13 protein-coding genes are annotated in these 12348 nt (G+C 67.9%); 10 read left to right on the top strand and 3 right to left on the bottom strand.

What is annotated here, in order from left to right:
- The first annotated feature begins 390 nt into the window (after positions 1–390).
- Positions 391–819, top strand: a complete 429-nt coding sequence (locus ACFYMP_RS18205; RefSeq protein WP_388858015.1) for a hypothetical protein — start codon at positions 391–393, stop codon at positions 817–819.
- 328 nt (positions 820–1147) lie between these two features.
- On the opposite strand, the gene ACFYMP_RS18200 is transcribed toward ACFYMP_RS18205, so the two are convergent.
- From ACFYMP_RS18200 to ACFYMP_RS18190, 3 genes are all read right to left on the bottom strand, one after another.
- On the bottom strand, positions 1148–1354 hold the full coding sequence (locus tag ACFYMP_RS18200; protein ID WP_388858012.1) for a hypothetical protein: 207 nt from the start codon (positions 1352–1354) through the stop codon (positions 1148–1150).
- A 125-nt stretch (positions 1355–1479) separates the two neighbouring features.
- Positions 1480–2178 carry a hypothetical protein gene (locus ACFYMP_RS18195; protein WP_388858009.1) on the bottom strand — a complete coding sequence of 233 codons (699 nt, stop codon included), beginning with the start codon at positions 2176–2178 and terminating at the stop codon, positions 1480–1482.
- A gap of 47 nt (positions 2179–2225) precedes the next feature.
- Entirely contained in the window at positions 2226–3314 is a 1089-nt protein-coding gene (locus tag ACFYMP_RS18190) for a M23 family metallopeptidase (protein ID WP_388858006.1), read from the bottom strand.
- Between the two features lie 207 nt (positions 3315–3521).
- Between ACFYMP_RS18190 and ACFYMP_RS18185 the strand changes: the two genes are divergently transcribed.
- The 9 genes from ACFYMP_RS18185 to ACFYMP_RS18145 all read left to right on the top strand — a co-directional run bounded on the left by ACFYMP_RS18185 (position 3522) and on the right by ACFYMP_RS18145 (position 12310).
- The gene (locus ACFYMP_RS18185; protein ID WP_388858003.1) at positions 3522–4001 is read left to right on the top strand and encodes a hypothetical protein; all 480 of its coding nucleotides are present in this window, start codon (positions 3522–3524) and stop codon (positions 3999–4001) included.
- Positions 4001–4798, top strand: a complete 798-nt coding sequence (locus ACFYMP_RS18180) for a hypothetical protein (protein WP_388858000.1) — start codon at positions 4001–4003, stop codon at positions 4796–4798. Before ACFYMP_RS18185 ends, ACFYMP_RS18180 begins: the two co-directional genes overlap by 1 nt.
- On the top strand, positions 4788–5180 hold the full coding sequence (locus tag ACFYMP_RS18175; protein WP_388857997.1) for a hypothetical protein: 393 nt from the start codon (positions 4788–4790) through the stop codon (positions 5178–5180). Before ACFYMP_RS18180 ends, ACFYMP_RS18175 begins: the two co-directional genes overlap by 11 nt.
- Before the next feature lie 2 nt (positions 5181–5182).
- On the top strand, positions 5183–6475 hold the full coding sequence (locus tag ACFYMP_RS18170; RefSeq protein ID WP_388857994.1) for a hypothetical protein: 1293 nt from the start codon (positions 5183–5185) through the stop codon (positions 6473–6475).
- Positions 6476–6520: 45 nt separating this feature from the next.
- Complete coding sequence (locus tag ACFYMP_RS18165) at positions 6521–8011, top strand: SCO6880 family protein (RefSeq protein WP_388857991.1); 1491 nt, start codon at positions 6521–6523, stop codon at positions 8009–8011.
- Between the two features lie 6 nt (positions 8012–8017).
- Positions 8018–9376, top strand: a complete 1359-nt coding sequence (locus ACFYMP_RS18160; protein WP_388857988.1) for an ATP/GTP-binding protein — start codon at positions 8018–8020, stop codon at positions 9374–9376.
- Positions 9377–9491: 115 nt separating this feature from the next.
- A complete protein-coding gene (locus tag ACFYMP_RS18155) occupies positions 9492–11357 on the top strand; it encodes a type IV secretory system conjugative DNA transfer family protein (RefSeq protein WP_388857985.1) in 1866 nt (621 codons plus the stop codon).
- On the top strand, positions 11341–11730 hold the full coding sequence (locus tag ACFYMP_RS18150) for a hypothetical protein (RefSeq protein WP_388857982.1): 390 nt from the start codon (positions 11341–11343) through the stop codon (positions 11728–11730). Before ACFYMP_RS18155 ends, ACFYMP_RS18150 begins: the two co-directional genes overlap by 17 nt.
- A complete protein-coding gene (locus ACFYMP_RS18145) occupies positions 11723–12310 on the top strand; it encodes a hypothetical protein (RefSeq protein WP_388857979.1) in 588 nt (195 codons plus the stop codon). Before ACFYMP_RS18150 ends, ACFYMP_RS18145 begins: the two co-directional genes overlap by 8 nt.
- Positions 12311–12348 lie beyond the last annotated feature (38 nt).

Here is a 12348-nt window from a genome sequence, read left to right as displayed (position 1 = left end):
CGCCAAACCAGCAAGTCAGAAGCCCGGCAGATGACACGGGCGGTGAGAACCTACATTTGTTCCAACCCCTTCCGCCGACCCGTCCACCACGGGGGCGTCTTCACTCCCTGACTGTCCGGTGGGTGGAGGCCGCGGTCACCTGCTCGGTCGAGCGGCTTGCCGCGGAACATCGTCGACGCGCGGTCCAGCGCTCCTGCGAGCTCGGGCTGGCCTCTGGCTTGCGGGGAGCGACCGCGGGGCAGTACGAGTCCCTGGCCCTCCTGTTCGCCGCTCCCGGCGCAAGCACCCATGCCGTCGTTGGCCCCTACTGAGCTGCGGAAACGAAAGAGGCAACGTGAAACAGCCGGAGCCCTCTTCCTTCGGCACGCCCAAGGCCCCGAGACTTGAGACATGTCCCGGTGCGACTTATACCCCCGGCCCTACCCTGCCCTGGTCCGGACCGTCATCACCAGCTACGGAGACGGTCATCATGACGCTCCACGCGGCGGCGCCCTGCGCGTGGATGTCCGTCAACTGCGCAACCCCCCGGACGATCCGGCCGTCCGGGCGTGGATGCTTCACTCCACCGGTCTCGACCCGCAGGTACGGGACTACGTCCTGGCGACCGCGGGCGCCGAGCGGCTCATCGAGCGCAGCATCAACCGGGCCTTGGCCCTCCTGGCGGTGCCTGACCACCTTCGTGCGGACATCCATGTCCTATGCGTCGGAGGCCGGCACCGGTCTGTTGCCGTGGCAGAGGAGCTCGCCGCGCGGCTGCGTACCGTCGGCTACGGCGTCGAGACCGAACACCGTCACATCGACCGGCCCATCCTCAGGTGACATGGCAGCCGCAACTCACCATCCACGAGCTCGCAGCTGTGCGTCTCCTCGCCGGTGGGAGCACCCACACCCAGATCGCGGCGATCCTGAGAGTCAGACCGGAGACCGCCGGCCGGTTGCTCCATGGAGCGCGGATTTCACTCCGCGCTCGGACACTCCCGCACGCCGTCGCCATCGGCTACGAGACTGGTCTCCTCGGCTCGAACGGGGGGCGTAGCGAGTCCCGCCCGCCTGCCGGATAGCGGGCGGGACTTCTCGGCGTGCTGGCACTCTGGCCGTCCTGGCTGGTCCGCGGGACCCGTGGCGCCTGCGCTCCCCCGTGCCTGTCTCAGCGGCGCGGCCACCGCGACCAGCGCCCTGTCGTCCGGCGCTCGATGACCAGGAGGAGCGCGAAGGCCAGGAGGAGAATGCCAACGGCTACGGCGAGCTCGGTGCTCGGGCCGCGGTGGGCGACGAGCACGACTCCGCTGGCCATCATCATGACGATGACGACGAGCGTGAGGACGAACTGGAAGAACACCGTCAGGGGCCGCATGATCCTGCCTCCTCTGTCATCGAAGCTCTTGCGCACGTGGGGTTGTTGTGCTCTTGACAGAAGTGACTGTAGCAGTCTGATGATGTTGCTAGGTTGTCAAGGCCTGGCGGCCGGTTGGCTCCCACCTAGTTGCGGGCAACTGCCAGCCGCTCGGCGATCTGAGCGCGCATGGTTGCGGTGCGCTCGGGAGAGGCCACTTCCAGGAGCATGTTGACCAGATCCGTGGACAGTGGGGCCGCCTCGTGCGCGGACAGTTGCATCCATGCCTGCGCAGCGTTCTGCGCGGCGATCTGGGTGCGGCGCTTGCCAGGTCCCAGGCGGTCGAACCAAGCGAGCGCGAGCCAGGTCCACGAGGCGGTCGCGAAGCCGTACTCCCCACTCAGGTAGGCGAGGTCCGCTCGGAACTGCGCGGCCTCGAGGGTTCCGTCGGCGGTGTCGCCCTGCTCGGCCGTGAGCTGCCGCAGGATGTCGTCCGCAGCAGCTATGGCCGTGTCGAAGTCGCGGGCGCGGCCGGCGGCCTGGGCGGCTGCGAGCCGGTCGAAGAGGTTCGCCCTCGGTTCGGCCGCAGGCTGTGGAGCCGCGGGGCCGGCGCTTGGCGCCTGGGTCGTCCCGTCGGGCATCACCTGCAGGGCGAAGTGGGAGCCGGTGCGCTCGTCCTGGACCTGGACGAGTACGGGAAGACCGGTGCCGGCTGCCTCGATGTGGAGGACCTGGACCACGACCTGCGAGGGGTCGACGCCGTCGGGGACGAGGTGGGGTTCGTTGTCGAGGTGCAGTTGGCCGTCGCGGCTGATGTGGACCTGGTAGTGGGTGCTGGTGCTCATGATGGGTGTCCCGCAACGCGCAGCCGCGGGCACTCCTCCTTCGTGGGTCAGAGAGAGAGTCCGCGGCTGCGGAGGTAGGCGACAGGATCGATGTCGGATCCGTACGCGGGCCCCGTGCGGGCTTCGAAGTGCAGGTGAGGTCCGGAGGCGTTGCCGGTGGCGCCGGAGAGGCCGATCTGCTGCCGGGCCGTGACGCGCTGTCCCTTGCTCACGGTGATCTTCGACAGGTGTCCGTATTGCGTGTACTTACCGTCGATCATCTTGATGACGACGTTGTTGCCGTAGGCGCCGCCCCAACCGGCTTCGACTACGGTTCCGGTGCCTACGGACTGAACGCGGGTGCCGGTGGTGACCGGGAAGTCGATTCCAGTGTGGCTGCCGGAGGACCACATGCCTCCGCCGGCCTTGTAGGGCGTGGTGACACGGGAGTTCTCGACGGGAAGGACCCAGCCGCCCTTGGCGTCGCTGGCGTTGGCGGCGTTCTCGACCGCGTCGCAGCCCGAGGTGCTGGAGATCACGGCGCCCTTGCCCCAGCTCTTGGCCACGAGCTCGACGGCCGTCTTCTCCCACTTGGCGTAGGCGTCGGGGAAGCCGGAGCGCTGCACGTTCTGGGCGGCCTGGGTGAGCGGCTCGGTCTGCCACTTGTCGACGTTTGCCAAGCGCTTGAAGAAGGAGTTGCTCGCGTAGATCGGGTCGGTTACCTGCGCGACGGTGCCCCATCCCTGTGAGGGACGCTGCTGGAAGAGGCCCTGGGAGTCGCGGTCTCCGTGGCGGATGTTTCTGAGCATGGATTCCTGGATCGCGGTCGCCACACCGATGACCGCCGCGCGAGGCGGCAGGCCGCGGCTGCGGGCCACGTTGGTGATCACGCTGGCATTGCGCCGCTGCTCATCAGTCCAGTTGACGCTCTCCTGCTCGCCCTGGGGGTTCAGGGGGACGGTGACCTGGCCGCCAGGCTCCGCGGGTGGGATGGTCTGCTCCTTGCTGGCCGCCTGCATGGCTGAGCTGACGGGCGTGCAGGAGTCTTCCCATGCAGGCTCCTTCGGGTCGCCGGTTCCCAGCATCAGTGGCAGGCAGAGCGCCCCAGCGCACATCGCCGCGAGGCCACCCGCGGCGAAGCGTATGGCTGTGCTCATCTCTCGATCCCCAGTCGTCGATGCGTTTCCCGCCACGAGGGACGGAAACCGCAATTCCCGTGCCATGGGGTGAGCCCGTTTAGCCGGGCATCCCAGGGCTGCGAATGCGTCACTACGTGGCCGCGCATTACGCGGCTAGCGTCTGCGCCGAGTGAGAGCAGCAGGAGATCGACAACTCGCACTGAATTCTAAGGCAGCGTATGGCGGATGCGTCAATACATCCGCAGGGGAGGCGTTTTAGCCGCCGCCCTGTATTCGGCTGGCGAATTCACCGCGCGATGCGTGAATTCCTCGCTGTCGTCGACCGATTGTCCAGGTCCTTCACGCGGACTGGGGCAGGCTTTCGCAGCCTGGGAGGGATTCGTGCAGGTAACACAGCAGGTGATGGAGCTAGCTGCCGGTGGCGGCATAGGCGGCATCACGGACGGAATTAAGCCCGACTGGGCGGTATTCGGCACCATCGGAACCAAGGCGAAGATCATCGTCGGCGTGGTCATGGCCGGCGCTGTTCTCTTCCTGCTCGGAAGCGCCATCATCGGCGCGGTTCATATCCGCGTCGGAAATCAGCAGCACAACACCATGGAGACGAAGAAGGGGCAGACGATGGTCGGCAGCTCCCTCATCGGGCTGTTTGCCATCGCCTCTATGTCGACGCTCTTCGGCATCGTCTACGGGTTCGGAATCTGATGGCCGGCAATCAGAAGCAGACCGGCACGCGGAGCCTGACGAACAAGGCCGTCGAGACTCCCGGGACCGCGACGGTGCCCCCGTGGCGCAGGGTGAAGGTCGGTGCGATCATCTTCGGACTCGTCCTGGCACTCGGTATGGCGTTGACCTTGTTCGGCGGCGGAGGCAAGGACGACACGGCGGCTCCCGAGACGCCCGCCGACTCCACTCTCACCTCCCAGGCCGGTGGCAGCGGGCCCGGCGCGAAGGCGAGTTCGGTCAAGAGCGGCGTGCCCGTGGGATATCCGCGCACCAAGGACGGCGCCGCGGCGGCCGCGGTCAACTATCAGGTGGCCCGGTCCTCACCGGCGTACTTCACCGACAAGGCACTGCGCCACCAGATTCTGAAGACGGTGATGACCTCGACCGCGCTGGCCAACCAGCAGGCTCAGGACGACCAGACCGCCAAGAGCCTGATGGCATCGCTCGGAGTGACCGCCAAGACGGCGCCCGACATGGTGATGCGCGCCGCTTCGCTCGGCACCAGCGTGCGCTCCTACTCCAGCGACACGGCCACTGTCCGGGTCTGGATGAGCGAGGTCGTCGGAGTTCCCACCGACCAGTCGAAGATGCCCGTCTCCGGAACGTACTCCACCTACACGCTGATCCTGCAGTGGGAGGACAGCGACTGGAAGGTGGCGACGATCGATCTGGCGGACGGGCCGACCCCGCTCGTCGCCCAGGACCAGTCCGCGTCGTCCACGGACGAGATACGTCTGGCCGATAAGGAATTCGAGGCGCCGCGCTATGCAGGCTGAATGCGCGCGGCGTCGCACAGTACAGGTGCTGGTCGCTGCCCTGTTCGCGGTCTCCCTCATCTTCGCCGGTCCGGCAGCACCGAAGGCGCAGGCGCTTCCTGGCCCTGGCTGGCTCAATCCGTGCAATGCGCCGGGCGGCAAGACGGTGTGCGACAAAGCCGAGCAGGGTGCCAAATGGCTCTATGACAAGTCGGGAGCTGACTCGGTTGTCAACGATGTGAACTCGGCTGTGGATTTCGCGAGCGACCCACTCGGCTACCTGGAGCAGAAACTCCGCTCCGGGACCAAGGGAATGTTCGCAGCCTTCGGCGAGGAGCTCACCGGGAAGAAGCCCGCCGACCCCGCCGACCCCACCGCCGATAAGAAGGGGAAGGGGGACTAATCATGATGGAGATCGACTGGGGAAACCCAGGGTTTCTGCGCCTGTACGGTCTCATCTTCGCCCTCTCGGTCGTCTTCACCATGGTTCAGTGGCTGATATCTGTGGTGAAGCGCGCGGTCCGGGGTATGCCGCTCGGACAGGCCGTCATGGAGAACGTCGGCTACCTGCTAATGTCCGTGGTCGTCGCTGGATTCATGCCGGCTGCTGTGGCGACCATCGTCGACTTCATCGACAGTGCGGCCGAGGCAATTCTCGGTGACTACATTGCCGAGGTATTCGTTGGCGGGATGGTCATCTTCACCGCTCTGGCTGCCATTTCTATTCTGATGCCCGGGGTCGGAGTGGTCGTTGCCATTCCGATCGCCTTGATGATCCTTACTGCGGTGTTCGGCCTGTGGGTCATGCTGGTGGTGCGTAACGCGCTGATCCTGCTCGGCCTCATCTTCGGCCCGCTGGTCTTCTCCGGCCTCGTCGACAAGGACCTGTGGGGCCACACCCGCAAATGGGTCGGGATCATGGGCGGGATCATCGCGAGCAAACTGGGCATCTACCTCGCTCTCGCCCTTGCGGGCGCCCTCCTGAACGGCGTCGCCGACAGTGGCGACCGCATCACCCTGCCCCAGGCGATCGGGACCTGCATCACCTTCCTTGCTCTGCTCTTCATAGCCCTGTTCATGCCCTTCCAGATCGCGAAGTGGCTGCCCATCGTCGGAGACGAGATGCAGGCCATGTCCCAGATCAAGGACGAGGCAGGCCAGCGGGCCAAGTCCGTGAAGGCCAAGCAGGACGACATGAAGACGCAGGCCGCGTCCAAGAACTCCGCCGTCGGCGGAGGCGGCGGCGCCCAGGCGGCGAGCAAGGCCGCACCGCCTGCGGCTGCGGCGATGGCCGTCAAGGAAGGCCTCGACCAGGCCCGCGACCAGACCATCGAGGCCGCGAAGACCGGGGCCAACGCGGCCTCCGGCGACGGCAGCAGCGGAGGAAGCGCGGGCGGCCAGCAGGCCAACGGCCGGCAGGCCAACGGCCGGCAGGGCGGCGGCCAACAGGCCAACGGCTCCGGCAAGGGCAAGGACCCCGGCAGGGCGGGCGGCAGTCCCCGCAGTGGCAGCCGCGGCGCAGGCGGAGGCGGTGGAGGTGTCCCGGGCGGGGCCCGCCGGCCGGCTCCCGCACCGCCTCCTCGATCGGGCTCGCGACCCGGCTCGGGGCCGGGAGCCCCGACCCCGCCGCCCCGCCAGGGAGGCCAGGCTCCGCCGCCCCCCGCGCCGGCTCCCCCGCCCTCGCCGCCCACGAGCTAGCGGCAGCCCCCACCTCACCCACCACGTGTTCAGAAAGGAGTCGCGATGGACCGCGTCTTCTCCTTCCCCCGACCGCGTCCACGCGGTCTGCTGGGGCGCCGCTTCGAGATGGACGAGCAGCTGGTCCTGCTGGGCGGGATCGTCCTATCCGTCGCCCTGCTGGCAGGCCTGCCCGAAATCCCCTTGAAGATCCTCGGATGCCTAGGCGCCGCCGGAACGTGCATCTGGGTCACGATGGTCCCCTACAAGGGGCGTACCTTCCTGCGCTGGTACGAGATCCGGCGCACCCACCGCCGTCTACTGCGTGACGGCAAGCTCATGTACAAGTCGACGGCGCCCCTGTCCGGGCGTCGCCGGGACGGCACACCGGTGCCGGTGGCCCAGCCGGTCGGCGTGCCCGAGTCGTTGGAATGGATCACGGCCAGGACTGCGTACGGAGACCTCGCCGTACTGCTCCAGCCCACCGAAGGCATGTTCGTCACCTGCATTGAGGTCGAGGGCGCCAAAAACTTCGGCGGCCTGGACAGCGCCGACAAGGAAGCGCTGATCTCCGCCTACGAGTACCTGCTCAAGGAGACCGCGGAGTCAGGCGGCCGCATCCAGTACGTGCAGTGGCTCGCCCGGCTGCTGCCCACGGACCCCAACGCCCACGCCCACGACGCCGCGGCACGGCGCGATCCGGCAGCACCCTCCTGGCTGAGCAACTCCTACGACCAGCTGGTCGACATGGTCTCCGTCTATGCCGAGGACCGGCGCCTGTTCCTGGTACTGGGTATCCCCTACACCCAGGAACTGTCGGCCGAGGCCCTGACCTACAAGACCCTGCACGACGGGTACGGCGAGGTCCTCGGCAAGGAAGTCGAACAGTTTATCCGCGGCCTCGGCGGCGCACAACTGCGCTGGGTGCGCAACCTCGACGAACCCGGTCTCGCCTCGCTGATCCACCACACCTACGCGCCGGACCACTGGATTAACGACACCCGGGGCATGGACCGTGCGAGCTGCTGGCCAGCCGAGATGGACGCCCGGGAGCCCACCCGTATGGCGGCCCGCAGCTGGGAGGGCGCCGATCCCTGGTACACGAGCACCGCCTGGATCAAGCAGTTCCCGGTCCTCCCGGTCGGCATCAACTTCATGGCTCCGCTGCTCCTTTACGTCTCCGACGTGATCCTGACCGTGGGAGTGACGATGCGGCTGGTGCCCGCCGACAAGGCCCTCGAGGACGCCATGGCCGACGTCACCAACGAGGCCGGCCAGGCCGACAGCCACCCCGGGAAAATCGCCGATCCCCGCGAGGAGCGCGAGCTTGGGGCGTCCGCCTCCACCATGCACGACCTGGCCAATGGCGCGGCCGGCGTGCGCCTGACCGGGTGGGTCACCGTCACCGCCCCCGATCCCGAGCTGCTCGTCCAGCACCGCAACACGGTGCGGGCGTCCGCGGTCAAGTCCCAGCTGGCGCTGGAGTGGTGCGACTCCGAGCAGTACCGCGCCTTCACCAACACCCTGCCCATGGTCACCGGACTACTGAAGGACTGAGGCGCCATGCTCGAACTCGTACGCCGCCAGTCCCAGACCAGACGGCGGGCCCTGCGCACCACCACCGCCACCGCATCCGGGCTCTACCCCGCGGTCGGCGCCCCGTCCTCGGATCCCCGGGGCGTGATCATCGGGCGGGAGATCTACTCCGGCAAGGCCTACATCTACGACCCGTTCATCCTCTATGACCCCAGTGCCCGCGAGCGTCTCCCCAGCGGTCACGCCCTCGTCCTGGGCAAGTCCGGCTTCGGCAAGTCCAGCCTCGAAAAGTGCTACGTGCTGCGGCAGTTGCGCTTCCGCGACCGCAGCTTCTGCATCCTGGACGCCCAGGGCGAGGACGGCGTCGGCGAGTGGGACAGCATCGCCCGCGCCCTCGGCGTCACACCGATCCGGTTGGTCTACGGCGGCGAGGACGGCGAAGGGGTACGGCTGAACCCGCTGGATCCCCGGATTCCCTCGCAGTACCAGTTCAAGATCCTCTGCTCAATGGTGGAGATCATCGGCGGCCCGCTGACCAGTGAGAGCGAGTTCTCCCTTTCGGTCGCCCACGCGGCCGCGCTGGTCCGCGCGGCCGCCGAGGAACGGGTCGCGGTTCTGTCCGACATCCACGATGCGCTGACCAACCCGGAGCCGGCCATGCTCGGCCGGCGCCAGGTCGGCGTCGAGGACATGATCGACTGGGGCCAGCCGGCCAGCCTGGCGATGGACCAGCTGTGCAGCCCCAAGCGAGATCTCGCGGGGCTGTTCAACGGTCCCACCACACCCGGGATCGATCTGGATGCCCGGCTGATCGTCTTCGACCTCACGCGGTTGCCGCGTGAAGGCGAGGCCATGCCGCTGCTGATGAGCGTGATCGGCCCGTGGCTTCGCTACGCATGGATCAAGCCCGGCGACAGCATCAAGCGCACGCTGATCGTCGAAGAGGCCTGGCACATCCTCTCCCACCGCCCCGTGGCCAGGCTTTTCGAGGAGTTCGTCCGCTACGGGCGCCGGCTCGGCCTGTCGTTCTGGGCGATTCTGCATCACCTCGGCGACCTGATGGTCGACGAAGCACCCGAGGCCGCGGCGATCTTGAAGCTGACCGCAACCAGGGTGCTTTACCACATGGACAAGGCCGAGGCCGACATCACGGCCGACTACCTGCAACTGGCCGACTGGGCACGCGAAGCCCTGGTCGATGGCGCCAGCCGCTGCTCGCCGGGACGTGCCGTATGGCAGGTCGGCAACCGGATGCATCTGGTCGAACACATCCGGAGCGCCACCGAGTCCGATCTCACCAACACGAACCGCAAGATGACGGAAGCCCGTTCCGGGACCCAGGCGCCCGAGGCACCGCTCATCTCGATGCGAAAGAGCGCAGCCTGATGACCTCCTTGAACATCACCGCCCGCGTGTCCCTCGGCATCCGCGTCGGCGCGGCGCTCATCGACGGCCGGCAGGCCAACCACGACTCGATACCCGCCGGTGGGGGTGCTCGGTAGTGGCCAAGGTCGTCACCCCGCACTCGGGCAACCGCCTGCACGTCTACAAGGACGCGTGGTGGATCGCCCTGTGCATCGCCGCAGTTGCGCTCACCCTCTGGACCTGGGTGGCCGCAGTCCTCTCCGGCTTCCTCGCCCACGCCTCGCCCGCCATGGTCTCATGGAACGAGACGGCATCCGCCATCCCTGCCCTGGTGACCGACCTGCTTCACCCTGAGAACGCCTACCCGGCCGGGGCAGGGGTGGGTGGGCCGCTCGCCTTCTACCCTCCCTTCCTCGCGGCGGCAGCCGGCACCTGCTGGGGAGCCCGCGCCGGGTGGCGGCGCTGGCGTACGACAAGGGACGAGGGCACTGACGGACTGGCCACGAGCGCCCAGTTGCAGGAGGCCATGGGTGAAGCCAAAGCCCTGTCCCGGCTCGGGGCACTGCGCCCGAGCCTGGCCACCCCGAAGCCTTCCCTCGACAAGGCAGCCGCTCCATCCAAGGCGCTGCCGTGGCGCACCGCGGTACCCCCGCGGGTGACCGACGTGCCGGTGAGCGAAGTTGCCGTGTTCTGCGGCACCGCGATCCCGACCGGCGTGAAGCTGTACATCCCGTTCGAGGAAACCGTCCTGATCGTCGCCCCTCCCCGAGAGGGCAAGACGAGTCAGCTGATTATGCCGTGGATCCTGGATTTTCCCGGCAGTGTGCTCGCCACCTCCTCCAAGACCGACGTCCTGTACGCCACGGCCAAGAGCCGCGAAAAGTACGGGCCGGTCATGGTGCTCGACCCGACAGGCCTGTCCAACTGGCCGCTGCAACTGCAGTGGGCCGTCACGGACGGCTGCGAGGACTTCACCGTCGCCCGCAAGCGCGCCGAGACCCTCACCGGCACCGCAAAATCCGACGAAGGTACAAAAAATGGCGGATACTTTGTCATGAACGCCCAGATGCTCATGACGTGCTGGCTGCACGCGGCCGCCCTCGACGGGCTGAGCGGCATGGACATCCTGCGCTGGGCCACCGCTCCCACGGAGCGGCAGCCGGTGGACATCCTGGCCGCCCACGGCCAGGAGAACCTCGCGCGGGCCCTGGCCGCCCAGCATGCTGCGGCGCCCGAGGAGCGGTCGGCGAGCTGGCGAACCGCCGAGCAGTCCATCCTCGCCCTCTACGATCAGAAGGTCGCCGCCATCTTCGGCAAGTCAGCCCGCGACGAGAAGAACTTCTCCATCGCGAAGTGGCTCACCGAGGGCGGCACCGTCTTCCTGATCGGCGAGGAGGACGAGGGCAGCTCGCTCGCGCCGATCCTGGCGGCATTCTCGCGGGCCATTCTCGACACCGCCAAGGTGATCGCGGCCCGGATGCCCAACGGCCGCCTCGACCCGCCGTTCGCTCTGCTCGGAGACGAGTTGGCCAACGTCGCTCCGTTGCCGCAGATCCCGAGCCTGATGTCGGTCTCCGGCTCGCAGAACATCTTCATGGTCGCCGTGTTGCAGAACCTCGCCCAGGCGCACGAGCGGTGGGGGGAGCTGGGGGTACGCAAGATGTTCGCGGCCGCCACCATCAAGGTGATCTTGGGTGGTGTCTCGGACGAGCAGGAGCTCAAGACGTACTCCCAGCTCGCCGGCGAGTTCGAAGAGGACACCGAGTCCGTCAGCGACGATGGAGACCGCGCCTCCATCAGCATCTCCACCCGGCGCCGGGCCGTGCTCGAGCCCGGGGACATCCGGCAGATCAAGGAACGCGAAGGGCTGGTCGTGCACCGGCGAACGCCTGTCACTCGGGTGAAGTTCGAGCGGATCCACGAAGGCCCGCGCGCCAAGGAGATCAGCGAAGCCACCAAGGAAGCACTGAAGAAGGTGAACAGCCATGCCGCCAGCCACTGAGTGGTTCCTGGTCGTCCTGCAGTCCCTGGGCGGGAGGGTGTCCAGACTCGCACGACGCGTCGCCCACCTGGAGTCCCTCAACAACGAGCAACGTGAGCGGGCCAACCGCCTGAGGCTGCTGGAGGAGGCTGTTTCCGTGGCGCCCGCGCCCCCTGCCTGCCGGGGCGCCGACCCGCTGGGTCCGCTCTTCGACGCGCTGGAGTCCATCAACAGCGAGCTGACCGACTTCGCCGCCCGCCTGGCCCGACTCGAAGACACCGCCTACCCGCCCCGGCTCCAGTGCCCGTTCCCGCGAAGGGTCTTCTCTTCATCCGTCACCGCCAGCGTGCGCGCGGTGCGGAGCCGGGTCCGAAGGGCGGTGTCGGGTGCCTGATCCTCTTGGCCCGCTCTTTGCTGCGCTGGAGTCCATCAACGGCGAACTCACGGGATTCGCCGCACGCCTGGCCCGGCTTGAGGACTCCGGAGCAGTGCGGGGTGCGGCGAAGCGAGGCGCCTCCAGCGAGGAAGGCGGCAGTGACAGCGCCCGCGCCCGCGGGGCGCCCGTCGTGTGGCACAAGGTCGAGGAAGAGCAGCGGGCCGAACTGTGGGGCGAGTTCACCGCATGGGTGATCCGCATGGCGGACACCTACGAGCTGACCACCGAGCAGCTGCCGCATGCCTGCTGGTGGGAGCACGGCGCCGTGGTGGCCGAGCTGACCGCTTTGTGGACCGGCTGGGAGTCGGCCTTCGGCAACGAAGAGGACGCGGCGGCCGGCCCATACCTGTGGCACGACGCCTGGTCACGCGGCATCGAACGGATCGGCCGCACCTGGCTCGGTGAGTGCACCAACGGCTACCACCAGACCAAGTCGCGCACCGTCTGGGGCACCGACCCCGCCTACCGCAAGAAGATCATCGAGGCGGGGCCGCCCGGAGTCGCCGGCAGTGGGCCGGCCAACCCCAAGGCCGCTTAGCCACGTCTCGCGCGCCGCGAACAGCTGCGTGCGCCAAC

The sequence above is a fragment of the Streptomyces sp. NPDC007088 genome, assembly GCF_042869355.1.
Classification (GTDB): Bacteria; Actinomycetota; Actinomycetes; order Streptomycetales; family Streptomycetaceae; genus Streptomyces.
This window is presented reverse-complemented; position numbering and strand designations above follow the sequence as displayed.